This is a genomic window from Spirulina subsalsa CS-330, assembly GCF_028330765.1.
GTDB lineage: Bacteria > Cyanobacteriota > Cyanobacteriia > Cyanobacteriales > Spirulinaceae > Spirulina > Spirulina subsalsa_A.
In genome coordinates this window covers 1-22,929 of sequence record NZ_JAQMTY010000187.1, presented here as the reverse complement: position 1 = coordinate 22,929, position 22,929 = coordinate 1, and the positions used below count along the sequence as shown (strand labels likewise).

Here is a 22,929-nt window from a genome sequence, read left to right as displayed (position 1 = left end):
GCTTCAATTCCTATGCATCTATCCCCCTTCAGCGTAATGGATTCCCCTGACCGGACTTCAGAGCAGGGCTTAAAAGAATCTGTAATTTAGTGAGAATTTACGAATAATATGCAATGTAATTTAACAAGACTTTATGGTATTTTGAGTGTCAATTGTGTTGAGATACAAAAATCAACATTTGTTGATGTTTACTCATCATTGTGAGGCTGAGTCAGTCCTAAAAAAATGTGTGGTTTTCTGTTGGAGCGTGGGGCGATCGCTGTCTCAGGCCCCATCTGCTGGGTAACGGTATTGCAGAGCACAAAATCTAAAGAAGCACGGATCTAACATACTTCCTTGGTTTAATCGCTCAATGCCCCTTGCTGCATAAGCTGCAAGATCACTCGGAGCAAAAGCGATTGTTAATTTTTAAAGAACGTGAGGCAACGAACGGAACATGGTACAACCAAACATCGGGCGACGGAAATTTCTGCTCTACGGAACCGCCGCCCTAGGCACAAGTATTCTGCTGAAAGCCTGCGGTGCGCCGCCAGAAGACACTGAAACCACCACAGAAGAGGGTGGCGATGAAACCGCTAGCAGCGGTAGCGGTGACAGCGGCGACACCATCAAAGTTGGGATTTTGCACTCCTTGAGTGGCACGATGGCCATCAGTGAAACCACCGTCGTCGATGCCGAACAACTCGCCATCAAAGAAATCAACGCCGCCGGGGGTGTCCTCGGCAAGCAAATCGAAGCCGTGATCGAAGACGGCGAATCCGATTGGCCCACCTTCGCCGAAAAAGCCGGTAAACTCATCGACCAAGACGAAGTTGCTGTCGTCTTTGGCTGTTGGACTTCCGCCAGCCGTAAAGCCGTCTTGGATGTGTTTGAATCCAAAGACCACATGCTTTGGTATCCCGTTCAATACGAAGGTCAAGAATGCTCGAAAAACATCTTCTACACCGGGGCTGCCCCTAACCAGCAAATTGAACCCGCTGTGGATTGGCTCCTCGAAAACAAAGGTAAGCAATTCTTCCTCGTTGGCTCTGACTACGTGTTCCCCCGCACCGCCAACACGGTGATCAAAGAACAACTCAAAGCCAACGGCGGCGAAACCGTCGGGGAAGACTACCTCCCCTTGGGTAACACCGAAGTCACCCCGATCATCACCAAGATTCAACAAGCCCTACCCGATGGCGGCGTAATTTTCAACACCCTCAACGGTGACAGCAACGTGGCATTCTTCAAACAAATGCAAGGGGCGGGCTTAACCCCGGATAAATACCCCGTCATGTCCGTTAGTGTTGCCGAAGAAGAAGTGCGCCAAATTGGCCCGGAATTCCTCGTCGGTCATTACGCGGCGTGGAACTACTTCCAAACCGTGGACACCCCGGAAAACGAAAAGTGGGTCGCTGATTTCAAAGCGGAATACGGTGACGATCGCGTCACCAATGATCCGATGGAAGCCGCCTACATCATGGTGTACCTCTGGAAGCAAGCCGTGGAAGAAGCGGGGACGACGGATCTGGAAGCCGTACGCGCCGCAGCCATCGGCCAAACCTTCGACGCGCCGGAAGGGCTGGTGACGATGAACGCTAACCACCACATTTCTAAAACGGTGCGGATTGGTGAAGTCAACGAAGAAGGCCTGTTTGACATTGTCTTCTCCACCGATGGCCCCGTTGATCCCCAGCCGTGGAACCAGTATGTGCCGGAAACGAAGGGCTTTGCCTGTGACTGGAGTGATCCGGAAAAAGGTGGCAAGTACAAAGTGGAAGCTTAGCGATCGCTAGATGATCACTATCCTGATCGTTTGCCTGTCTCAACAGCGATCGGGATCGATCATCGCCCGTTGATCTGTCCAGCCTCAGTCCTGATCTGTGCTCAGGGTGTGAATGAGTCCATTCACGCCAACTCTTAGTTTTACTGTGCCCTTATGGTTGATTTTATTGTCCAGCTTTTGATTGGTGCATTTAACGGCATCAGTATTGGTTCGGTGTTGCTGATTTCGGCGTTAGGATTGGCGATCGTCTTTGGCTTGATGGGGGTCATTAACCTCGCCCACGGTGAGTTAATGATGCTCGGTGCTTACACGACCTTTTTTGTCCAAAATATATTTAATGCCTTGGGTGATCCCTGGGCACAGGTCTATACGATCGCGGCCATTCCCGCCGCCTTTCTGGTCGCGGCCCTCGTCGGGCTGATCTTGGAACGGGGCGTGATCCGCTTTCTCTACGGGCGACCCCTCGAAACCCTCTTAGCCACCTGGGGCGTGAGTTTGATCCTGCGGCAGTTGGTGCGCACCACCATCAGTGCCCGGAACGTGGATGTGACGGCTCCGGCTTGGTTGCGGGGCGGGTTGCAAATTCCCACGGGGAACATTCCGATTCAACTGCCCTATGCGCGGATGTTCATCATTGTCTTGACGATCGCTTGCGTTGTGGGGGTGTATTTTTTCCTGAATGCGTCCAGTTGGGGGCTGCGGATTCGTTCCGTCACCCAAAACCGTGAGATGAGCGCCTGTCTAGGCATTCCCACGGCGACGGTGGATGCGCTGACCTTTGCGATCGGCTCCGGTTTAGCGGGGATTGCCGGTTGTGCGATTACCCTGCTCGGTTCCGTCGGGCCCAATACCGGCCAAAACTACATCATTGATACGTTTATGGTGGTGGTCGTGGGCGGGGTGGGGAATCTCTTCGGCTCGATTGTCTCCGCGATGGTGATTGGGATTGTCACCTATTTAATCGGGTCTGGAACCTTTGCCGTGCTCCTCAGCCCCATGGATTCGATGCAACCGGTGGTGGCCTTTTTTGAATTTTTCGCCTCATCGAGTATGGCGAAAGTGATGGTGTTTGCCTTGATTATTGGGTTTTTACAGATTAAACCGGCGGGTATTTTTCCCCAGAAGGGACGCACCGCCGAGTTATAGCCCGACTCTTGGGGGCGATGGGCTACAGCCGATGCCTTGACGCTGCATCCTGGGGTTTCAGCCTCGATACTGCTGCCTCTCTTGATCGTTCAACAACGTCCGCACAGAAAATTATGACGGTGAATGGTGTGAATCAAAGGAATCCGAAACAAGCGATCGCAAGGCAACGCTTCATCATTGAAGGCATCACCTTGATTGTGTTAGCGATCGGGATGATGGGGGTGTTGCCGTCTCTGTTGTCCGCGTTTCAGCTTAAATTGTTGGGACGATTTTTGTCCCTGGCGATCGTCGCCCTTGGGATTGACCTGATTTGGGGCTACACCGGCCTGCTCAGTTTGGGCCATGGTATTTTCTTTGCCCTGGGGGGGTATGGCTTAGCAATGCACCTCAGCCTCCAACTCCCGGAGGGCCAGATTCCCGACTTTTTCAGCCTCTACGGCGTGCAGAAACTCCCCTTCTTTTGGTATCCCTACTATTCCCTGCCGATCACGGTGCTGCTGGTGATCATTGTGCCTGCGATCGTTGCGGCGATCCTTGGGTTTGTGGTGTTCCGCAACCGGATTAAAGGGGTGTATTTTTCCATCCTCACCCAAGCCGCGCTCCTCGTTTTCTATAACTTTTTCACCGGACAACAAAAACTGATCAACGGCACCAACGGCCTGAAAACCGACACCACCGAACTGTTTGGCCAGGTGGTCAGTTCGCCCCGGATGCAATGGACGTTTTATCAATACACGGTGCTGGCGGCGATCGCGATCTATCTCCTCTGTCGCTGGCTCACCAGTGGTCGCTTTGGGCGGCTCCTCGTCGCCATCCGGGACGATGAAAACCGGGTGCGCTTCTCCGGCTACGACCCCACCTGGTTTAAAGTCCTCGTCTTTGCCGTCTCCGGTGGCATCGCCGGCGTGGCCGGTGCGCTCTACACCGTCCAATCCGGCATCATCACCCCCAGCGCCATGGAAGTCGCCTTTTCCATTGAAATGGTGATCTGGGTCGCCGTCGGCGGTCGTGCCACCCTCGTCGGTGCCGTGTTGGGGACGCTCCTCGTCCAATATGCCCGCACCACCCTCAGCACCCAATTTCCGGAAGTGTGGCTCTTTTTCCAAGGGTTTCTCTTCTTGCTCGTGGTCACCGTGCTCCCCAATGGCATTGTTGGGCTGTTTAATGAGACCCTGTGGCCGAAGATTCGCGGCCGCCTGGGTTTTGCCCCGCCCGCGCTCACCTATCCCAGCCTCGACAACGACCCCGACCTTCAAAAAGAACGGGAGCAGTTCCACACCACTCCCCCGCCCGACCATCCCCCTCAACCCGTTGAGTCGCTCAGTGATTCCGTTGATGAGGATCGCTCAAGACCGTGAAGCCGGGTTCGGGGGGCATTCGACCCGCTGCACCCTCTCTGTAATGACGACGATCGCCCGACGACCTTGATGCTTTTGATCTCGCCTTCCTGACGTTTCTCCCCCGTCCTGTTATGCCGCAACCAATTCTGGAAATTGATCATCTCACCGTCAGCTTCGACGGGTTTAAAGCCCTCAACAACCTCACCTTTGCGATGCAACCCGGTGAGTTGCGGGTGATTATTGGCCCCAATGGTGCGGGAAAAACCACCTTTCTCGACATCATCACCGGCAAAGTACAACCCACCTCCGGCTCCGTGCGCTTTAAGGGGCGCGACCTGCGCAAGTTGCCAGAACATACGATTTCCCGCTTGGGGGTGGGTCGCAAGTTCCAAACTCCCCGCGTTTATCTCAACTTGACGGTGCGGGAGAATTTAGACCTGGCCTGTAACCGCAATAAAAATGTGCTGGCAACCCTGTTTAAGAAACCGGAAAAGCGCGATCGCGCCACCGTCATCCAACTCCTTGAAACCGTCAGCCTCGCCAGTAAAGCCGACCTCCCCGCCAATCTCCTGTCCCACGGCGAAAAACAACGCCTCGAAATCGGGATGCTCGTCGCCCAATCCCCCGAACTCCTCCTCGTTGATGAACCCGTCGCCGGCCTCACCGACGAAGAAACCGAGCGCGTCGGTGATTTATTAATCTCCCTCGCCCAAAGTCATTCGATCATCGTCATCGAGCATGACATGGAATTCGTCCGCCAAATTGCCCGCCAAGTCACCGTCTTACATCAAGGCTCGGTACTGTGCGAAGGCTCCATGGACGAAATTCAAGACGATCCCCGCGTCATTGAAGTCTATCTCGGCCAAGCCCCCACGATTAGCCCATCGCAACTGCGCATTTTACGGATTGCCGCCGCCATGGCCTGGGCCGATGGGTATTTTGCCCCTGAACAATTACAAGTTATCTTGACCCGATTAAGCCGGAAATTCGCCCCCGACCCCACCCAACAAGACGACCTCCGCCAAGAACTGCAAAACTACCTCAGTAAAGAAACTTCGTTAGAAAGCCTGATCCCGCAATTAGAAACTGAACAGGAAAAAGAACAGGTCTTAAAACTCTGCTATGAAATCATCCGCGCCAACACAATTAATGAGCAAGAAAGTGTGGTCTATCAAAAATTGTTAGAGCTGCTCAATCTGCCCGATGGGGTGGTGAGTCAAACCGAAGAAGCCATCAACCTCGGCATGACCAACGGCACATTAGACGACTATCTCAACGTCACCTAACCAACCCTTGATCGCCTGCCAATCCAACATTGATCCCATTCTAACCATCTCACCTCTAATCCTATGACGAATCCCACCTTAGAAAAAAAAGCTGACACGAACCGTCCGAGTCGCCCGATTTTAAATGTTTCGGGGTTGAATGTTTTCTATGGTGAAAGTCATATTTTACGCAATGTAGATATGAGTATTCGCACCGGGGAAATGGTCTGCTTAATTGGGCGGAACGGTGTGGGTAAAACCACCTTATTAAAAACAATTATGGGGTTGCTCAAACCCCGCAGCGGTTCGTTGCAGTTGTTTGAGCAGGATATTGTTAAAAAGTCGCCGGATCAGCGGGCGCGGATGGGGATTGGGTATGTGCCCCAGGGTCGGGAAGTGATTCCACGGGTAACGGTGCGGGAAAATTTGCTGTTAGGACTCGAAGCGCGACCGAAAGGGATTACCAAGCGCAACGAGATCCCGGACGAAATTTTTGAATTGTTTCCGGTGTTGCGGACGATGTTGCATCGGATGGGGGGCGATTTGAGTGGGGGGCAACAGCAGCAGTTAGCGATCGCCCGCGCCCTGATGGGGAAACCGCAACTCCTCGTTTTAGATGAACCCACCGAAGGGATTCAGCCGTCAATCATTCTCGAAATCGAAGCCGCTGTGAAGGGCATCATCGCCAATACCGGCATTTCCGTTCTCCTCGTGGAACAACACCTCCATTTCGTCCGCCAAGCCGATCGCTACTACGCCATGCAAAAAGGCGGCATTGTCGCATCGGGCGATACCCAAGACCTCAGCCAAGAAGTGATTCAAAAATTCCTGGCGGTGTAGCAGGTGTCTGGTGGGATGTGCTGCCCTTCAACAGGCTCAGGGTGCAGAACGAGGCACGGTAAAAATATGGGACAATCGAAGACCCAATGTGCCGAGAAATCGAATGAAAATCGCAACGTGGAATGTCAACTCAATCCGCAGCCGTCAAGCCATTGTCCTCGATTGGCTGGCGGCGAATCCCGTCGATGTGCTCTGTTTGCAAGAGACGAAAGTGGTAGACCTGGATTTTCCCCGCGAACCCTTTGAGGCGATCGGCTATCAATTGGCAATTTCGGGGCAAAAGTCCTACAACGGCGTGGCAATTTTGAGCCGTCACCCCATGACGGAAATTAGCGCGGGATTTGGTGCAGTGTTGGGGGAAGAGACGGATCTCGATGAGCAGAAGCGGGTGATTACGGCGGTGATTGGGGGGGTGCGGGTGGTGAATTTGTATGTGCCTAATGGGTCAGCGATCGCCAGTGAAAAATACGACTACAAACTGCGTTGGTTTGCCCTGTTAAAAACCTATCTCGCCCAATTGCAAGGCTCCGCAGTGCCGGATCTTTGCGTTTGTGGCGATTTTAATGTGGCTCCCGATGACCGCGACATTTATAAACCCGATGGCAAAGACAAGCACATCATGGCCTCACCCCCAGAGCGGGAAGCCCTGGCCTCGGTGCTGAGTTTAGGATTCACCGATATTTTCCGGCAGTTTACCCCGGACGGTGGCCATTACAGTTGGTGGGACTATCGGCGGGGGGGATTTGCGAATAATCGCGGCTGGCGCATTGACCATATTTATTTGACGGCTGGTTTGTGCGATCGCGCCCAAGCCTGCACCATCGACATTGAACCCCGCCGCCGCGAAAAACCCAGCGATCACACCCCCGTCATCGTTGACCTGCGCAATTAAGCCAAGCCAAGCTCCATCATGGCCGGTTGAAAATTGCGGTTTTCATGACTGGGCCGACTGAGTTTAATTAAGGCAAACCGTTGATCCGGTTGCAGTGATTGCCATTGCTCAAGGGTAATCGTTAACCCCACCTTGGCCGCCTGTTCCGTCACCGCCGGGGGAATCTCGCCCGCGTTTAACCAGGGGGGATTGCTGGGAATGTCTAATTCTGAGGCGGGTTTGCCCATATGCGCGATCACCATGGCTTGTAACTGGTCACGGTAGAGCGTGGCTTCGCTGTCCGTTGTGCAAGGTTGATCAACCAGTGTTTGGCGTTCGTCTAAACTGAAGCGATGCCAGTGATCCAGCTTTAACTTCACCCCACAGGTATCCAGCTTCATCCGCACTCGCATCGGAATACAGCGCAAGGATTCGACAAAATCCTGCTCAAATTGAAAAAATGTCATGGCATCCCCTTTCGCGTCGTGATCTCTCAATGTTTCCTCGTCTCTAAAAGTATTGCACTCGCTAGATGCCGTGGAAACGATGGGGGATCGGTTGGGATGAGAGCGGCGGCTGAGGGCGGCTAACCTCCGCTGAAAAACACCCCCCGTGAGGGGCGTTTGGGTCGTGTTATTCAACGGCTAAGGTCGATTTCGCAATGACGGCGGGTTTACCTTCAACTTCGACCTCTAGGGTTTTGCGGATGTCGCCATCTCCTTTGACCAAGGTTCCCCCCAAAGGGAATCACGTCAAGCGTTAAGCGGTGACGGCTTCACGCTTGCGAGTTGTCCAGCGGCCCGCATCGTCTTCCTCAAACTGGTCATGGATTGTTTGCCATGCGGCTTGTTCGGCTTCGATTTCGCGGCCGGTCGCGTCAAGCTGCTGGTTGTAGGTCTTGATGAAAACCTGTTGCGCGTCCTCGGACAGGTGCGTCCGAATTTCCGGGGATAAGTCTTCGGGAGACTCACAGCGTCCGGGACAGGGACGGGGTAGGGCTTGCTCGGCAATGTGGATTTCGTCGCCGCCTACACTTTCCATCAAGAGTTGATATTCACCGGATTTCGCCGCCGGGACTTCGGCCATGAGGACGTATTCACCGGCTTGCAGGCGAGTTTGATAGAGGGCGGCTTTGTCTTTCGGCATGCCTAATGTGGTGAGGAATGAGACTAAACCGGCTCCGGCTCCACCGGCGATCGCACCCGTAGCCGCCCCTAAGAGAATCGAGCTAATCGGCCCAGCCGCCACCACAGAACCCACAAAGGGGATGAAGAGAACGCCGATACCCGTAAAGAGACTGAGGATACTGCCGAACAGCGACCCAAACACAGCCCCCGTGCGGAGTCCACCTAAGATCACATCTTTTTTCGTGATAAACCCTGAAATCCGGGTTTCCGACTGGAAATTACGTCCCATCACGGAGAGGTGTTCGCGGTCTACGCCGCGATCGATGAGGCGGTCAACGGCGGTTCTGACCTGTGCTTCGGTGGTGAAAATTGCGGTGATCGTTCGTTCTGCTGTGTATGTCATCGGGCCTCCTATTATTGAATGGTGCAGGTGAGGAGAGGGGGCCATTACACTTTGAGCGTGGCTACACCGTGGGGCTGCATGGCAGAATCGGGGGAAACGGGTTCACCGTCGATGAACGATCGCAGCATCCAGGCCATCTCTTCATGAGCTTCCATCAGGCCCGTGAGGAAATCGGCAGTGCCTTCGTCGTTGAATTTTTCGCTGCACTGGGTAATGTGCGATCGCAAATTCCGAATGATTTGCTCATGGTCTAACACCAGGCGGGACACCATTTCTGAGGCGCTGGGTAAGTCACCCGGATGTTCCCGGAGGGTGGTGAGTTGCAAGAAGTTGGCCGCCGTCCCGATGGGATAACCCCCTAGGGCGCGGGTTCGTTCGGCGATCGCATCAATGTTGGCCGCGATCGCTTCATATTGCTCGTTCCAAATCTCATGGAGCGTGCGGAACTGCGGGCCCACCACATCCCAGTGGTATTTCCGCGTTTTGATTGACAACAGGTAGAAGTCCGCTAAGTTGGCGTTGAGTAAACTCACTACGCCCTGTCGTTGGTTGTCGGTTAAACCGATATTGATCGTACGCATAAACAATGTGTACCTCGTTGACTTCACTTACCATTACACCGAAATCCCCCCCGCCTTGACATCTCTAGATTGAGGGATCAAGAAAGATTCCAGGTCTATCAAAAGGAAGGCCTTTGGACAGAATGCTGCCTTTTTCTCCCTCAGGCTGAAGAGAGTGGGATAATAGGCACACTCATCACTCGTGTTATCCGTTGACTCGCCATGTCCGACATTCAGGCCGCCGTCGCCAAGCTCTACAATACCTACCCCTTTCCCCCCGATCCCCTCTCCGATGCCCCGCCCCCCGGCTATAACTGGCGCTGGACTTGGGTGGCGGCCCATAGTTTTTGCACGGGGCGCAGTCCGGCGCGGGAGGATATTCAGATTTTGGATGCGGGATGCGGCACGGGCAACGGCACAGACTACCTCGTCCATCTCAATCCTCACGCTCAGGTGACGGCCATCGATCTCAGTGCAGGGGCGTTGGCCGTAGCGCGGGAACGATGTCGGCGTTCTGGGGCCGATCGCGTCACCTTTCGCCAGATGCCCCTCGAAGAAGCCGCGCTCAAACTACCGGGGGAATTCGACCTAATTAACTGCGTCGGAGTGTTGCACCATTTACCCGACCCGATCGCCGGAATTCAATCCATCGCCCAAAAGCTCGCCCCCGGTGGCTTGATGCATATTTTTGTCTATGCGGCCTTGGGACGGTGGGAAATTCAACTAATGCAAGAAGCGATCGCCCTCCTCCAAGGCAACAAGCGCGGCGACTACACCGATGGCGTGGCCGTGGGGCGCGATATTTTTGCCACCCTCCCGGAACAGAACCCCCTCGTCCAACGGGAAAACGAACGCTGGTCGGGGGAAAATCGCCGCGATGAATGTTTCGCCGACATGTACGTGCATCCCCAGGAAGTGGACTACACGATCCAAAGCCTGTTTGAATTAATCGATGCGTCGGGGCTGGAATTCGTCGGCTTTTCTAACCCGCAGTTTTGGCAATTAGAGCGGCTTTTGGGCCCATCCTCCGACTTGATGGCGCGGGGGCAGGCGTTGGTGGAGCGCGATCGCTACCGCCTGATCGAGCTCCTCGACCCCAAAGCCATCACCCACTACGAATTCTTCCTCGCCCGTCCCCCCTTCACCCCCACCGATTGGGCCGACGATGGCGAACTCCTCGCCGCCGTGCCCCGCCGCCATCCCTGTCTCCACGGCTGGCCCAGTCGCAGCCTGTTCAATGATGACTACGAACTGATCCAACTCAGCGATGCTGAATTCGCCGCCCTCGAAGCCTGCGACGGGGAAAAAACCGTCGGCCAACTGGTGGCATCCCTCCCCCTCGACTTGACCACCGTGCGGCAACTGTGGCGACAACGTCTCTTAGTTTTGGGGTGAATTGACGGCGACAATCGAGAGTGTGCGATCGCGCCTCAACCCCCAAACACAACCCCCTTCCCCCATACACAAATTTTTAAGAATTGATCCCGCACCGTGATAAGATTTCACTTGGCTCGGAACATACGAGCCATCATGTTCAATCGGCACAGACAAATTGCCATTCATTGCCTAACAGTCACTGGTTCAACATCACCCCCTAGTAGTCAAATACGCGGTGGGTCGTTAATCGCTGTCAGCAACGGATAGCATTTGTATGACTATGACAAAGCCTAATGGTGAATGAGCCTAACGCCAATTCAGTCCCTGAGTCTGACACTGCGCCTTCCCCTGCCGATCCAGCGATCGCTGATAGCAGTGCTGCCATGCAGGACTACTACCAGTTGAAACAAACCCTTCTTTGGGTCACCCTCGGCATCACTGCTGTGGTTTTCATTTCCGTCTGGATCACCTACTCCCTCAATATAGCTCTCAATTACTTGATTGGAGCCTGCGTGGGTGTGGTTTATCTAGGCATGTTGGCGCGAGATGTGGAACGAATCGGGGTTCAGAAAAAGCGCCTCGGCTCAAATCGACTAGCTCCATTCATTGGACTAATCGTGATCGCCACCCAATGGCAAACGTTACATATTGTGCCTATATTTCTAGGATTCATCACCTATAAGGCCGCCATCATTATTTATGTCGTGCAGTCTACGTTACGTCCTGTATCGTCATCATAAATAATGCCCACGCTGGACTTGGGATTGATACCTAGCTTGTCCTTAAAAAGTTGGGGAACTTAACGCCCAATGGAAATTCTCACTGGTTTGAAGGGTCTCTCCTTCTTCCCTTTAGCTGAACTCGAAGTGGGTCAACACTTCTACTGGCAGATCGGCAACCTCAAGGTTCATGGCCAAGTGTTTATGGTCTCTTGGTTTGTCATTGCGGTGCTGGTGTTGGCATCACTCGCAGCCACTCGTAGCATCCAAAGGGTACCGAGTGGGGTACAGAACCTCATGGAATACGCGCTCGAATTCTTGCGGGATTTGGTGAAAAATCAAATTGGCGAGAAAGAGTATCGTCCCTGGGTTCCCTTTGTGGGCACGCTGTTCTTGTTCATTTTTGTGTCCAACTGGTCGGGCGCACTGGTGCCATGGAAATTGGTCCACCTCCCGGCTGGTGAATTGGCTGCGCCAACCAACGACATCAATACGACGGTTGCTCTCGCGCTGCTCACCTCGTTGGCCTATTTTTACGCGGGATTTAAGAAACGAGGGTTGGGGTACTTAACCAAGTATATTGAACCTACCCCGATTTTACTTCCGATTAATATCCTCGAAGACTTTACCAAGCCCCTCTCCCTCAGCTTCCGTCTTTTCGGAAATATTCTGGCGGATGAATTGGTGGTTGCGGTACTGGTGTTACTTGTGCCGTTATTTATTCCCCTGCCCGTGATGGCCTTGGGGTTATTTACGAGTGCAATCCAAGCGTTGATCTTCGCAACATTAGCGGCAGCCTATATTGGTGAAGCAATGGAAGGTCACGGTGGCGAGGAGCACGATTAATCGGGCGATCTCGGTTCCTGTTTGAGTCCCCGCTGACCCGGCGGTTATTGTGGGTAATTGTTTTTGTCAGTGTTTCAATTAGACAAAGGAAAAGAAAATCATGGATAGTTTAGTTGCTGCTGCGTCCGTTATTGCTGCTGCCTTAGCTGTGGGTTTAGCTGCAATTGGCCCTGGGATTGGTCAAGGTAATGCTGCTGGTCAAGCCGTGGAAGGGATTGCGCGTCAGCCGGAAGCTGAAGGTAAAATCCGAGGCACCTTGCTGCTGAGTTTGGCATTTATGGAAGCGCTCACCATCTACGGTTTGGTGGTTGCTTTGGTGCTCCTCTTTGCGAACCCCTTCTCGTAGTCGGGAGATTCTAGGGGGGTGGCGATCGCTTCTCCCCTAGCCCGTTTCAATCTATTCAGCAAGAGAACATAGCAATGATACAGTGGACAATTTTGCTGGCGGAAGCGGCTGAAGAAGCCGGAGGGCTGTTCGATTTTGATGCGACCTTGCCGTTAATGGCCGTACAGTTTTTGGTGCTGGTCGTTTTGCTGAACGTGCTGTTCTACAAGCCGATTGGGAAAGCGATCGACGATCGCGCCGAATATATCCGGCAAACCCAACAGGCCGCCAAAGAACGGCTCGAAAAGACAAACGCCCTCGCTAAACAGTATGAGCAAGAGCTTGTTACGGTGCGACGAGAAACCCAAGCGGTGGTCTCGGCGGCCCAGGCAGACGCTCAAAAAATCGTGACTTCCCAGATTCAAGCAGCCCAGCAACAGGTGCAACGCGAACGGGAAGCTGCGGCTCAAGAAATTGAAGCGCAAAAGGCCCAAGCGTTCCAATCCTTAGAAGGAGAGGTCGATGCCCTGACTCGTCAGATTCTCGAAAAACTCCTCGGGCCAGAATTGGTGTAATCACCCAGCGCGTCAAGATAAGGTCAATAACAGATCATAGATCATGGGAATTTGCTTATACCTAGCCTCCTCAGAAGGGGGTATTGGGTTGAATTTTGATATTCTCGAAACGAATTTACTCAACCTCATCATTATTATCGGGGTTTTAATTTATTTTGGTCGTTCGTTCCTCGGCTCCATGCTGGGGGAACGGCGGGCCGGAATTGAAACTGCGATTACCGAAGCGGAGCAGCGGGCTGCGCAGGCATCGGCGACGTTAGCGGATGCCCAACAGAAGCTCGCCCAAGCTCAAGCCGAAGCCGAACGGATTCGCACCGAAGCGCAAGTAACGGCAGAACGGGCGAAACAAGAGGTGCTCTCGAAAGGGGCTGCCGATGTTGAGAAAATCAAGGCAGCGGCGGCGGCGGATCTCAGTTCTGAGCAAGATCGTGCGATCGCAGAACTGCGCCAACGGATTAGTGCGATCGCCCTGCAAAAGGCAGAAGCACAACTCCAAGATCGCCTCCAAGATCAATCCGTCCAAACCCGGCTGGTGGATCGCTGTATTGCTCAAATCGGAGGACAGTCATGACGGGAAGCTTAGTCAGTAGTGAAATTGCTGAACCCTATGCCCAGGCGTTAATGTCTCTATCCCAATCCCGCGACATCACCGGTTACATTGGGGATGAATTTCGCAGTTTGGGTCAGCTCTTAGAGGAGTCACCGGAACTGCAAGACTTCATCACCAACCCTGTGATTGATGACGATGACAAAAAAAATGTCCTGCGTCAGATTTTGGGAGATTGCGATCGCGACTTGCTCAACTTTTTGATGCTGCTGGTGGATCGCCGTCGCATTGCATTTTTACCGGCGGTGATTGAGCAATACCTCACCATTTTGCGCGTCTTGAACAAAACGGTACTTGCAGAAGTGACGATTGCTCAAGAGCCGAACGACGATCAACGCCATGCCATTGAAGACAAGGTGCGTCAGTTAATCAGCGCCGAAAGCGTTGAACTGAAGATCGCCGTTGATGCCAGTGTTTTAGGGGGGTTGATTGTGCGGGTTGGGTCTCAGGTTTTTGATGCCAGTTTACGGGGTCAACTGCGACGCATCGGCATGCAACTCAATGTCTAATCGTTAACGGGTGGGGTTGGGCCTAGCCCGACACACTCCTTCGATCCGAGGCGACTCGGATCAGCACCCTGGGGGATGTTGCGATCGCAACAGATGCCAGAACAAAGCCACGACAAACCAAGATTTACAAGAGTGAACCCTATGGTTAGTATCAGACCTGACGAAATTAGTAACATTATTCGTCAACAAATTGAATCCTATGACCAAGATGTCCAAGTTTCCAATGTGGGAACCGTGCTCCAAGTCGGAGATGGCATCGCCCTGATTTACGGGCTAGAAAGTGTTATGGCGGGGGAACTCGTCGAATTTGAAGACGGAACCGTCGGCATCGCCCTCAACCTCGAAGAAGACAACGTCGGGGTGGTGTTGATGGGGAACGGCTTCGGTATTCAAGAAGGCAGCACCGTCAAGTCCACCGGCAAAATCGCTCAAATCCCGGTTGGGGAAGCGATGGTGGGCCGCGTCGTCGATGCTCTCGCTCAACCGATCGACGGCAAAGGCGATATTGCCAGCACCGAAAGCCGCCTGATTGAATCCGGCGCACCGGGCATTATTGAACGCCGTTCCGTCCATGAACCGATGCAAACCGGAATCACCGCCATTGACGCGATGATTCCCGTCGGTCGCGGTCAACGGGAGTTGATCATCGGTGACCGTCAAACCGGGAAAACCGCTGTGGCGGTGGATACGATCCTCAACCAAAAAGGCGAAGATGTGATCTGCGTCTATGTGGCGGTGGGTCAAAAGGCCTCCACCGTTGCCCAAGTGGTGGGCGAACTGCAAGAACGGGGCGCGATGGACTACACCGTGGTGGTGGCAGCCAACGCCAGTGACCCGGCAACCCTGCAATACTTGGCTCCTTATACCGGGGCTGCGATCGCTGAATACTTCATGTACAACGGCAAAGCCACCTTGGTGATCTATGACGATCTCTCCAAGCAAGCCCAAGCCTACCGCCAAATGTCGCTGCTGCTCCGTCGTCCGCCCGGTCGTGAAGCCTATCCCGGTGACGTGTTCTATCTCCACTCCCGTCTCCTCGAACGGGCTGCAAAACTGAGCGACGAACTCGGCGGCGGTAGCATGACGGCCCTGCCGATCATCGAAACCCAAGCCGGTGACGTGTCCGCCTACATTCCCACCAACGTGATTTCGATCACCGACGGTCAGATCTTCTTGTCCTCTGACCTGTTTAACTCCGGCTTCCGCCCGGCGATCAACGCGGGGATCTCCGTGTCACGGGTGGGATCGGCGGCGCAAATCAAAGCGATGAAGCAAGTAGCCGGTAAACTGAAGCTCGAACTCGCCCAGTTCGCGGAACTTGAAGCCTTTGCGCAATTCGCCTCCGACCTCGACGAAGCCACCCAAGCCCAACTGCAACGGGGTCAACGGTTGCGGGAAATGCTCAAGCAACCCCAATACTCTCCCCTGTCCGTCACGGAACAAGTGGCGCTGGTGTATGCCGGGATTAACGGCTATCTCGATGAGTTGCCCGCCGATCAGGTGGCTGACTTTGCCCTCGGTTTCCGTGAGTATCTGAAAACGAGCAAAACCGAATTCATGAATACGGTGAAGGCTGAGAAAAAACTCAGTGATGCCACCGAAGCGATGCTCAAAGACGCGATCAATGAGTACAAGCAAACCTTCATGGTTTCGGCCTAAGGGATTAAGCGATCAGGGACACCGCTGCGGTTTGTCCCTGATTGTGGTTATTTTTCGATGTCTGGATCTTAAAACGAAATGCCTAACCTAAAATTAATTCGCGATCGCATCGACTCGGTGAAAAATACCCGCAAAATCACCGAAGCGATGCGCCTAGTGGCCGCCGCCAAAGTCCGCCGCGCCCAAGAACAGGTCAACGCCACCCGCCCCTTTGCCAACTGTTTAGCAGAAGTCCTTTACAACCTCCAAAGTCGGCTCAAATTTGAAGATGTAGACCTACCCCTCCTCAAACAACGGGAGGTGAAAACTGTGGGATTGTTAGTCGTTTCTGGCGATCGCGGTCTCTGCGGCGGCTACAACGCCAACATCATCAAACAAGCCGAAGCCCGGATCACCGAACTCAAAGCCGACGGCTACGAGTACAAACTGATCCTCGTCGGTCGCAAAGCTGCTCAATATTACGAACGGCGCAAAGCCCCCATTGCCCAAACCTACATTGGGCTTGAGCAAATCCCCACCGCCGACGAAGCATCCCGCATTGCTGATTACTTGCTCTCCCTGTTTCTCTCCGAAACTGTGGATCGTGTTGAATTGATCTACACCAAATTTGTGTCCTTGATCAATTCTCGCCCTGTGATTCAAACCCTCTTGCCCTTGTCCCCCCAAGGACTCGAAAGCAGCGATGATGAAATCTTTCATCTCACCTCCAAAGCGGGTCACTTTGACATTGAGCGGGAACCGGTTTCAGGGCAATCCCACGATTACCCCCGTGACATGATCTTTGAACAAGATCCCACCCAAATCTTGGATGCCCTGTTACCCCTGTACCTCAACAACCAACTGCTGCGGGGGTTACAAGAATCCGCCGCCAGTGAATTGGCCTCCCGGATGACGGCGATGAACAATGCCAGCGACAACGCCAGCGAGTTGGTCAAAACCTTAACCTTGTCCTACAACAAAGCCCGGCAAGCTGCCATTACCCAAGAACTGCTCGAAGTGGTTGCGGGTGCAAATGCCCTTTAAAACTAAATTTTGAGTTGAAAAGAGTTGTAACGCCTGACCTCGATCAGGCGTTTTATTTATGCTTAATCGTGGTAATTCTAAGATGCCACTATTTTTTCGTTAGGTCACAGGAGATGCGATCAATTCGTCACTTTTTTCGCTGGATTGGTAAACTCGCTCGCAATAATAATGAATTTCTGGTGATGTTGAAATTCATGGAAAGTTTGGTTTCAAAAATCCTGTCAATTTTTATGATTGGGCTGATCTTTTTTGCCCTGTATGATATTTCTGTCTTTTTAGTGCAAGAATGGTTCATTCACTCGTCTGATCCCTTGAAAACACGCTTATTTGATGCCTTTGGCCTCTTTTTGAATGTTTTAATTGCCCTCGAATTGCTCGATAATATCACGGCATATTTAAAGAACCATGTGATCCAATTGGAATTGGTGATTGTGACGGCGATTATTGCGATCGCTCGTAAAGTGATTATTTTTGACCTTGAGAAATCGTCCTCCGATGACCTGATGGCGATCGGGGTCACTGTCCTGCTTCTGTCCCTCAGTTACTTTTTTATCTCCATTCCCAGCCGTAACCAAGCCTCAAAATAGGCCCACCATCACCGCCCCGCGTCAGATTTGGCTCCATCGTCTTTCAGAAGCCCCGCGCAACTTGCTATGATTGCCACGTTATGGCGATCGCCGACCAGACTCAACCGCCACAACATCTACACCATTTCGTAATTCCACGCATTACAATGTCCACAACCTACACTGTCACGATTAACCACAACGGCGCAACGAGCACGGTTCAAGTCCCCGCAGACCAAACCATCCTCCAAGTCGCCCTCGATAGCGGCATCGAACTGCCCTCCTCCTGTCTCGCGGGGGTTTGCACCACCTGCGCCGCCAAAGTGGTGAGCGGCACGGTGGAACAGCCCGACGCGATGGGCGTTTCCTCCGAGTTGCAAGCAGAAGGCTATGTGTTGCTCTGCACCGCCTATCCTCGATCGGATGTCACCGTAGAAGCCGGCAAAGAGGATGAACTCTACGATCGCCAATTTGGCCAACCGTCCTAAGCCTTCCATGCCTGACCTCACCGTGGCGATCGTCCCCTACGCAGCAGCCGAGCCAACCCTAACCCAGATTCGCACCCGTGTGTTTCAGGACGAGCAGGGGGTTCCGGCAGAATTGGAATTTGATGGCCAGGATGCGATCGCCACCCATTTCCTCGCTCACTGGCGAGGTCAGCCCGTGGCGACTCTCCGACTCCGCCCCCTGAACGAAACCACCCTCAAACTCGAACGCCTCGCCGTCCTCCCTGAAGCCCGCGGCCAGGGCATCGCCACCGCCCTCACCCAAGCCGCCCTCGACTACGCCCAAACCCACGCCTACCAAGCGATCACCCTCAACGCCCAAGCCTACATTCAGGGACTGTATCAACGCCTTGGCTTCACGATTAACGGCACAGAATTTTTAGAAGCCGGGATTCCCCACATCAAAATGAGCAAAGTCCTTGAGCCGATCCCCCACAAAATCACATCAGGATGAATTGTTGAGACCGCCGCAAGGTGTTAGGCTCAGGGGTCGAACCCCTGTTAAATCTCCCCATGTCCCACGCCAAAGATTTAAAAATTCTCGGCATTATCTGGCTCCTCATTACGATTCACGATCGCCTCTGGTTAGCCTTCGATCGCACGATTCCCGCCTGGGACATGAGCCACCACCTCACCGGCTCCCTCAACCACCTCAACGCCCTCCAAACGGTTCAACTCACCGATGGCGATTGGTGGCTCAACTTTTGGCGACTCTCCCATAAATATCCGCCCCTCACCTATACCCTGGCGGCTCCGTTTCAGCAGGTGTTTGGGGTGGGGTTGGATGCAGCGGCGGCGGTGAATTTGGTGTATCTGGCTTTGCTGTTGATTGCGGTCTATCACCTGGGGCGGCGGCTGTTTGATGGCACGGTGGGACTGTGGGCAGCGGGGATCACGGTGCTGATGCCGACGCTGTATTTTTACCGTTTGGATTATCTCTTGGATACAGGGGTGACGACGTTAACGGTGCTCGCGTTTACGGCTTTGACAATCTGGTGGGGGGAGGAGACGCGATCGCAACAATGGCGTTGGGCCGTCATTTTCGGCATTAGCCTGGGGTTCGCCCTGATGACCAAGCAGAATGTGATGTTTTTTCTGATCATGCCGCTGCTCTGGGTGACAGGGCGGAGTCTGTGGCGCAGACAGTGGGGGCGTTTGGGCCAATTAATCCTCAGCGCAGTGATCTCCCTGCCGATCTGGGGGCCGTGGTATCGCACCAACTGGATCTATCTCTTCAGTACCGCCCAAAACGCCAACGCCATCCCCGCCTCCCTCGAAGGCGATCCCCCCCTCAACACCTGGGCGGCCTGGAGCTACTACGCCCGCCAACTGCCCCATGCCGCATCGTGGGTCTTGTTAATCGTGCCAGCGGTGGGGCTGCTGGTTTGGCTGTTCACCACGGGACAGCGATCCGATGCAGCAGCCCAACGGGAACGGCAGAGCATGGCGTGGTTGCTGCTCTATTGGGGCGGGGCGTATTTGGTCTGTTCTGCCATTTTTAATAAGGATTCGCGGTTTGTGATGCCCTATCTGCCGGTGTTGGCGGTGATTTTGGCCCAGGGGTTGACCCAGTGGCGGCGCTGGTTGGTGGGGGTGCGTTGGCTGACGGTGGGGGCGGCGGCGTTTTTGATGGTGAGTAGTCTTTATCCGATTCCGCAACTGGGTGAGGTGACGCGCCAAGTGCCAGACCTGATCACCAAGCCGTTTCATGCCCAACCGTCGATCCCGTTAACGGCGATCGTCGATGAAGTTGTAGAAACGGCTCCCTATCTGCGCTCAACGGTGGCGGTGGTTCCCAGTACCCCGGCATTGAACCACAACACGTTCAACTTTTACGGCAATCGGGAGCACTTCCAGGTCTATGGCCGGGAGTTGGGCGGCAGTGAGGATCATTTGCAGCAGGATGCGCGATCGCACCTCTGGTTCATCACCCAAACTCAACAGAACGAAGCCGCCCCCCCGAATCATGTGGCGTTGGGGGATGCGATCGCCGCCGATCCCCGCTTTAAACCCGAAGGCCAATGGACGACTGCTGATCAAACCGTGATCACCCTCCACCATCGCCGCAATCCCCCCGTGCGTGTGATCAACCAAGACCGCCAACGGCAACATGTGATCTTGCAACGGGTTAACGTTCCTGCCAGCGCTCCCCCCGGTCAACCCGTCCCGATCACCTACGAATGGACAGGCCCTTGGGCGCAACTGCACAATAGCGTCGCGGTCATCACCTGGATCGCCGCCACGGGTGAGACCTGGACGCACGATCACGGCATTGGCTTAGGCAATCTCCACACCGCCGCACCCATCGCCCCCGATGCTGGGTTTCGGGTCGTGGAAAATCTCGCCATGTTACCCCCCGCCGATCTGCCAGCGGGTGACTATGCGATCGCCGTTACCCTCCTCGATCGCACCACCGCCAAAGCCGAAATCCTCACCCCCCCCAGCACCACGATCCGCCTCGACCCCGCCGCCGACCCCCAACCTGCCCCGGAACTGGACTACGTCACCCAACTGCGCCAACTCGCCCAAGGTTTACCCCAAGGCCGCCCCGGCCTAGAGCCGATTTTTCAACAGATTGGCCGGATCAACCAATACGACCCGATCCAGGACTATCTCGCCCAAGCCGAAGCCGCCAGCCGCTACCGCCTCCAACAAAACGCCAACGATCGCGCCTCCCTCTACAGCCTCGCCCTCGCCGCCGGTCTCCAGGAAGACGCTCAAACCACCCTCACCATAATGCAACACCTGGCCAAAATCGCCCCCGCCACCCCGATCCATCACGCCTACGTCGCCTTCGTCCATCTCTACCTCTGGCAACCCCGCCGCGCCGCCGCTGCGATCGCCCTCGCTCGCAAAGATGACCCCACGAATCCCGATTTTCAAACCCTCGATGGTATCGCCGCCCTCATGCAGGGCAATCTATTCAAAGCGTGGCGCGAATTACGCCCGATCCTCTAACCCTTCATGGCAATTCGTGACCTAGCGGCGATGTGTGACCTAACGGCGATCGCGAATTGCCTTCAACCCCAGATAAACCGCAACCCCCAACACCACCCCAATCACCGTACTCAACGCAAAGGTATGCAAGGGGCGCGTTGTTCCCGCCCAAGACCCCGCCGCCGCTGACGCGGTTCCAATTCCAATCCCGGCCGCTGCGATCGTGTTTTCAATGGCGCGATCGCGCTCCCCCTCTGCTGCTTGGACAATCACTTGCAGGGTTCTAATCTGTTGATCACGCACCCGTAAACCGGGGCTTAAACTTTCAATATCCTGTTCAATTTGGTCTTGATAAAAGATCGCTTGCTTGGCAGCAAAATCTGACCAAAGTTCTAACTTAGAAAGAAAAGGATAGTCTTTGCAGAGATTTTGAATCCGGTTGAAGCGTTTATGATAGGCTTTTAAGTTAGTTTTTAACGTTCGCAGTTGTATAGACAATCCTTCGACACTAAACGTATGGCGTTCAAGTTTTTCCATGTTGCCATAGAGGATTTTGCGCAACTCGTGAAAATTGCCTCGGATAGATTGAGACTCTTTGAAATTAATGAGAGTTTTAGGAATAATCTCTTCGGGAGAAGGAAAGAAACCATCGTTAATCAAGTCCTGCTTGATTGTTTGCCCCTGATAATAACTCCAGTGAATTTTATGCTCATGATAAAACAGTCGTTGCAGTTCATAACGAAAATCAAGGATTAGGCTCATTTTCTCTTCATTTTGAGCCAAGAAAACTAAAAGATTTTCACCCTCTTTTAAAGAAGTTGAATAAAAAGAAGTACCGAGCAATACACCTGTTTCGATTTTGCTTGTCGGACTCCAAAGCTTGAGAATGGATTGGAGAACTTCATTTTCAGATTCTTGGGGTGTTTCGGGTTGCCATTGGGTGAGAATTAACCAAGTTTGACCAATAGAACTTTCAAGACTTGCAAGGTTTTCTTTAAGCGTTCTCAAAACTTCTACCGCTAGAGGTTGAAATTTTTGGGACTCTGGTACAGACTCATAGAGGAGTAAGCCTGTTGTATCCCCTGGATTTTTATTTTTTGTATTCGCTAAATTTTTCTCTTCATAAATGGCTTCCCAATCCTGAGTTTTGTACTCTTGACGACCCGAAACTTGACAAGCAGCATGATCTGCTTGCCATTGTTGCCAGGTGGGATGGCCTTGGGGTTGTTTGACTGGGTGACGGTGGTAGCTAAAACAGAATAGATGGGGATAAATTAAGGTTGCCATCCTGTAAGCCCCACAGACCAACTCAGGGGATCTAACCCCGATTCTACATAGGATTCACGGGCGATCTGAATCGGTTCTGGACTACTGATAATTTCCTCAGCCGATAGGGTGACATTCGTTATTTCCATCCCTGCTGCTTCGTCCGACTCTTCCGAGGACACGGTAGAGCGCAGAATTTTAGCCCGGTCTTTGCCGGTGTATCCATGATGCAGTTGATCGTGGAAATTATTAAATCGTTCCCAAAACGAAAGATGTCCGGTTTCTTTTTTGATTGTTTTGAAGAAATGATTGGGATTGGTAATGATTTCGGCGGTAATTGTCGGCAGGCCTTCATCAGGGGGAGTGGTCACTAAAGCAGCCAAAAAAGCAGTGACAACAATTGTATCTTTAGACATGATTCTCTTGCTTATTGAATGGGTTAATCAGGTAGTCATGAATCAAAATCGTTACCTTAGATCAAACATGATCTCTTTTAAAGTTGGGGTTCTAATTGGAAACCCAGACCAACATGCTGAAAATGTTCATCTTCGGTGAGTACAGCCTTTCCCTCGATCACTAGGCACAGTAACAGCATTTGGTAAACCAGTTGTTCAAACACTTTGTATCTACAAGCTTCACTGCTAATTCTATCAATCCTGCTAATCCTTCTGGAGTCTCCGTCTTAAACTTCCGCACT

24 protein-coding genes and 1 pseudogene are annotated in these 22,929 nt (G+C 53.3%); 19 read left to right on the top strand and 6 right to left on the bottom strand.

The window, feature by feature from the left end; translation table 11 throughout:
- Positions 1-436 precede the first annotated feature (436 nt).
- From urtA to xth, 6 genes are all read left to right on the top strand, one after another.
- On the top strand, positions 437-1,765 hold the full coding sequence (gene urtA / locus PN477_RS13205) for an urea ABC transporter substrate-binding protein (RefSeq protein WP_272119718.1): 1,329 nt from the start codon (positions 437-439) through the stop codon (positions 1,763-1,765).
- 165 nt (positions 1,766-1,930) lie between these two features.
- Complete coding sequence (gene urtB, locus PN477_RS13200; RefSeq protein ID WP_417158814.1) at positions 1,931-2,911, top strand: urea ABC transporter permease subunit UrtB; 981 nt, start codon at positions 1,931-1,933, stop codon at positions 2,909-2,911.
- Positions 2,912-3,123: 212 nt separating this feature from the next.
- The gene (urtC, locus tag PN477_RS13195) at positions 3,124-4,269 is read left to right on the top strand and encodes an urea ABC transporter permease subunit UrtC (RefSeq protein WP_417158813.1); all 1,146 of its coding nucleotides are present in this window, start codon (positions 3,124-3,126) and stop codon (positions 4,267-4,269) included.
- A 113-nt stretch (positions 4,270-4,382) separates the two neighbouring features.
- On the top strand, positions 4,383-5,537 hold the full coding sequence (gene urtD / locus PN477_RS13190) for an urea ABC transporter ATP-binding protein UrtD (RefSeq protein ID WP_272119715.1): 1,155 nt from the start codon (positions 4,383-4,385) through the stop codon (positions 5,535-5,537).
- 63 nt (positions 5,538-5,600) lie between these two features.
- Entirely contained in the window at positions 5,601-6,356 is a 756-nt protein-coding gene (urtE, locus tag PN477_RS13185; protein WP_272119714.1) for an urea ABC transporter ATP-binding subunit UrtE, read from the top strand.
- A gap of 103 nt (positions 6,357-6,459) precedes the next feature.
- Positions 6,460-7,248 carry an exodeoxyribonuclease III gene (gene xth / locus PN477_RS13180; RefSeq protein ID WP_272119713.1) on the top strand — a complete coding sequence of 263 codons (789 nt, stop codon included), beginning with the start codon at positions 6,460-6,462 and terminating at the stop codon, positions 7,246-7,248.
- On the opposite strand, the gene PN477_RS13175 is transcribed toward xth, so the two are convergent.
- The 3 genes from PN477_RS13175 to PN477_RS13165 all read right to left on the bottom strand — a co-directional run bounded on the left by PN477_RS13175 (position 7,245) and on the right by PN477_RS13165 (position 9,338).
- Positions 7,245-7,694 carry a nitrate reductase associated protein gene (locus tag PN477_RS13175; RefSeq protein ID WP_272119712.1) on the bottom strand — a complete coding sequence of 150 codons (450 nt, stop codon included), beginning with the start codon at positions 7,692-7,694 and terminating at the stop codon, positions 7,245-7,247. The genes xth and PN477_RS13175 overlap by 4 nt on opposite strands.
- 292 nt (positions 7,695-7,986) lie before the next feature.
- Positions 7,987-8,757, bottom strand: a complete 771-nt coding sequence (locus tag PN477_RS13170; RefSeq protein WP_272119711.1) for a ChaB family protein — start codon at positions 8,755-8,757, stop codon at positions 7,987-7,989.
- A 44-nt stretch (positions 8,758-8,801) separates the two neighbouring features.
- Positions 8,802-9,338, bottom strand: coding sequence for a Dps family protein (locus tag PN477_RS13165; RefSeq protein ID WP_272119710.1), 537 nt, complete (start codon positions 9,336-9,338; stop codon positions 8,802-8,804).
- Positions 9,339-9,539: 201 nt separating this feature from the next.
- Here PN477_RS13165 and PN477_RS13160 point away from each other — a divergent pair, with 201 nt between their 5' ends.
- From PN477_RS13160 to PN477_RS13100, 13 genes are all read left to right on the top strand, one after another.
- Positions 9,540-10,712 carry a class I SAM-dependent methyltransferase gene (locus PN477_RS13160; RefSeq protein ID WP_272119709.1) on the top strand — a complete coding sequence of 391 codons (1,173 nt, stop codon included), beginning with the start codon at positions 9,540-9,542 and terminating at the stop codon, positions 10,710-10,712.
- 275 nt (positions 10,713-10,987) lie between these two features.
- Entirely contained in the window at positions 10,988-11,434 is a 447-nt protein-coding gene (locus PN477_RS13155; protein WP_272119708.1) for an ATP synthase subunit I, read from the top strand.
- Between the two features lie 69 nt (positions 11,435-11,503).
- Positions 11,504-12,259: a F0F1 ATP synthase subunit A gene (atpB, locus tag PN477_RS13150; protein WP_272119707.1), complete on the top strand. Its 756-nt coding sequence runs from the start codon at positions 11,504-11,506 to the stop codon at positions 12,257-12,259.
- Positions 12,260-12,359: 100 nt separating this feature from the next.
- Entirely contained in the window at positions 12,360-12,605 is a 246-nt protein-coding gene (gene atpE / locus PN477_RS13145) for an ATP synthase F0 subunit C (RefSeq protein ID WP_072622346.1), read from the top strand.
- 74 nt (positions 12,606-12,679) lie between these two features.
- Positions 12,680-13,159: a F0F1 ATP synthase subunit B' gene (locus tag PN477_RS13140; RefSeq protein ID WP_272119706.1), complete on the top strand. Its 480-nt coding sequence runs from the start codon at positions 12,680-12,682 to the stop codon at positions 13,157-13,159.
- 43 nt (positions 13,160-13,202) lie between these two features.
- On the top strand, positions 13,203-13,730 hold the full coding sequence (locus PN477_RS13135) for a F0F1 ATP synthase subunit B (protein ID WP_272119705.1): 528 nt from the start codon (positions 13,203-13,205) through the stop codon (positions 13,728-13,730).
- Positions 13,727-14,275: an ATP synthase F1 subunit delta gene (gene atpH, locus PN477_RS13130; protein WP_272119704.1), complete on the top strand. Its 549-nt coding sequence runs from the start codon at positions 13,727-13,729 to the stop codon at positions 14,273-14,275. The genes PN477_RS13135 and atpH overlap by 4 nt, the downstream gene beginning before the upstream one ends.
- A gap of 141 nt (positions 14,276-14,416) precedes the next feature.
- Complete coding sequence (gene atpA, locus PN477_RS13125) at positions 14,417-15,934, top strand: F0F1 ATP synthase subunit alpha (protein WP_272119703.1); 1,518 nt, start codon at positions 14,417-14,419, stop codon at positions 15,932-15,934.
- Between the two features lie 78 nt (positions 15,935-16,012).
- Positions 16,013-16,957 (top strand): F0F1 ATP synthase subunit gamma, encoded by a 945-nt coding sequence (locus PN477_RS13120; RefSeq protein ID WP_272119702.1) that lies wholly within the window; start codon positions 16,013-16,015, stop codon positions 16,955-16,957.
- A 113-nt stretch (positions 16,958-17,070) separates the two neighbouring features.
- Positions 17,071-17,544 carry a phosphate-starvation-inducible PsiE family protein gene (locus tag PN477_RS13115; RefSeq protein WP_272119701.1) on the top strand — a complete coding sequence of 158 codons (474 nt, stop codon included), beginning with the start codon at positions 17,071-17,073 and terminating at the stop codon, positions 17,542-17,544.
- A 146-nt stretch (positions 17,545-17,690) separates the two neighbouring features.
- Positions 17,691-18,011, top strand: a complete 321-nt coding sequence (locus PN477_RS13110) for a 2Fe-2S iron-sulfur cluster-binding protein (RefSeq protein ID WP_272119700.1) — start codon at positions 17,691-17,693, stop codon at positions 18,009-18,011.
- A 7-nt stretch (positions 18,012-18,018) separates the two neighbouring features.
- Positions 18,019-18,483, top strand: coding sequence for a GNAT family N-acetyltransferase (locus tag PN477_RS13105; RefSeq protein ID WP_272147331.1), 465 nt, complete (start codon positions 18,019-18,021; stop codon positions 18,481-18,483).
- A 59-nt stretch (positions 18,484-18,542) separates the two neighbouring features.
- A complete protein-coding gene (locus PN477_RS13100; protein WP_272119698.1) occupies positions 18,543-20,987 on the top strand; it encodes a phospholipid carrier-dependent glycosyltransferase in 2,445 nt (814 codons plus the stop codon).
- A gap of 39 nt (positions 20,988-21,026) precedes the next feature.
- On the opposite strand, the gene PN477_RS13095 is transcribed toward PN477_RS13100, so the two are convergent.
- From PN477_RS13095 to PN477_RS13085, 3 genes and pseudogenes are all read right to left on the bottom strand, one after another.
- Positions 21,027-22,253, bottom strand: a complete 1,227-nt coding sequence (locus tag PN477_RS13095) for a hypothetical protein (protein WP_272119697.1) — start codon at positions 22,251-22,253, stop codon at positions 21,027-21,029.
- Positions 22,241-22,648 carry a hypothetical protein gene (locus PN477_RS13090; protein WP_272119696.1) on the bottom strand — a complete coding sequence of 136 codons (408 nt, stop codon included), beginning with the start codon at positions 22,646-22,648 and terminating at the stop codon, positions 22,241-22,243. Before PN477_RS13090 ends, PN477_RS13095 begins: the two co-directional genes overlap by 13 nt.
- A 160-nt stretch (positions 22,649-22,808) precedes the next feature.
- Positions 22,809-22,929: pseudogene (locus PN477_RS13085) on the bottom strand (IS630-like element ISAtsp7 family transposase); the annotation flags it as partial.

What these genes read in the sequence shown, in the direction of transcription:
- PN477_RS13120 (WP_272119702.1), top strand. Translation starts at nt 16,013, where the DNA reads ATGCCTAACCTAAAATTAATTCGCGATCGCATCGACTCGGTGAAAAAT.
- PN477_RS13165 (WP_272119710.1), bottom strand. Translation starts at nt 9,338, where the DNA reads ATGCGTACGATCAATATCGGTTTAACCGACAACCAACGACAGGGCGTA.
- PN477_RS13135 (WP_272119705.1), top strand. Translation starts at nt 13,203, where the DNA reads ATGGGAATTTGCTTATACCTAGCCTCCTCAGAAGGGGGTATTGGGTTG.
- urtD (WP_272119715.1), top strand. Translation starts at nt 4,383, where the DNA reads ATGCCGCAACCAATTCTGGAAATTGATCATCTCACCGTCAGCTTCGAC.
- PN477_RS13105 (WP_272147331.1), top strand. Translation starts at nt 18,019, where the DNA reads ATGCCTGACCTCACCGTGGCGATCGTCCCCTACGCAGCAGCCGAGCCA.
- PN477_RS13140 (WP_272119706.1), top strand. Translation starts at nt 12,680, where the DNA reads ATGATACAGTGGACAATTTTGCTGGCGGAAGCGGCTGAAGAAGCCGGA.
- PN477_RS13175 (WP_272119712.1), bottom strand. Translation starts at nt 7,694, where the DNA reads ATGACATTTTTTCAATTTGAGCAGGATTTTGTCGAATCCTTGCGCTGT.
- PN477_RS13110 (WP_272119700.1), top strand. Translation starts at nt 17,691, where the DNA reads ATGTCCACAACCTACACTGTCACGATTAACCACAACGGCGCAACGAGC.
- PN477_RS13100 (WP_272119698.1), top strand. Translation starts at nt 18,543, where the DNA reads ATGTCCCACGCCAAAGATTTAAAAATTCTCGGCATTATCTGGCTCCTC.
- atpB (WP_272119707.1), top strand. Translation starts at nt 11,504, where the DNA reads ATGGAAATTCTCACTGGTTTGAAGGGTCTCTCCTTCTTCCCTTTAGCT.
- atpE (WP_072622346.1), top strand. Translation starts at nt 12,360, where the DNA reads ATGGATAGTTTAGTTGCTGCTGCGTCCGTTATTGCTGCTGCCTTAGCT.
- PN477_RS13160 (WP_272119709.1), top strand. Translation starts at nt 9,540, where the DNA reads ATGTCCGACATTCAGGCCGCCGTCGCCAAGCTCTACAATACCTACCCC.
- urtA (WP_272119718.1), top strand. Translation starts at nt 437, where the DNA reads ATGGTACAACCAAACATCGGGCGACGGAAATTTCTGCTCTACGGAACC.
- xth (WP_272119713.1), top strand. Translation starts at nt 6,460, where the DNA reads ATGAAAATCGCAACGTGGAATGTCAACTCAATCCGCAGCCGTCAAGCC.
- atpH (WP_272119704.1), top strand. Translation starts at nt 13,727, where the DNA reads ATGACGGGAAGCTTAGTCAGTAGTGAAATTGCTGAACCCTATGCCCAG.
- urtE (WP_272119714.1), top strand. Translation starts at nt 5,601, where the DNA reads ATGACGAATCCCACCTTAGAAAAAAAAGCTGACACGAACCGTCCGAGT.
- PN477_RS13115 (WP_272119701.1), top strand. Translation starts at nt 17,071, where the DNA reads ATGCGATCAATTCGTCACTTTTTTCGCTGGATTGGTAAACTCGCTCGC.
- PN477_RS13095 (WP_272119697.1), bottom strand. Translation starts at nt 22,253, where the DNA reads ATGGCAACCTTAATTTATCCCCATCTATTCTGTTTTAGCTACCACCGT.
- PN477_RS13090 (WP_272119696.1), bottom strand. Translation starts at nt 22,648, where the DNA reads ATGTCTAAAGATACAATTGTTGTCACTGCTTTTTTGGCTGCTTTAGTG.
- PN477_RS13155 (WP_272119708.1), top strand. Translation starts at nt 10,988, where the DNA reads ATGGTGAATGAGCCTAACGCCAATTCAGTCCCTGAGTCTGACACTGCG.
- atpA (WP_272119703.1), top strand. Translation starts at nt 14,417, where the DNA reads ATGGTTAGTATCAGACCTGACGAAATTAGTAACATTATTCGTCAACAA.
- urtC (WP_417158813.1), top strand. Translation starts at nt 3,124, where the DNA reads ATGATGGGGGTGTTGCCGTCTCTGTTGTCCGCGTTTCAGCTTAAATTG.
- PN477_RS13170 (WP_272119711.1), bottom strand. Translation starts at nt 8,757, where the DNA reads ATGACATACACAGCAGAACGAACGATCACCGCAATTTTCACCACCGAA.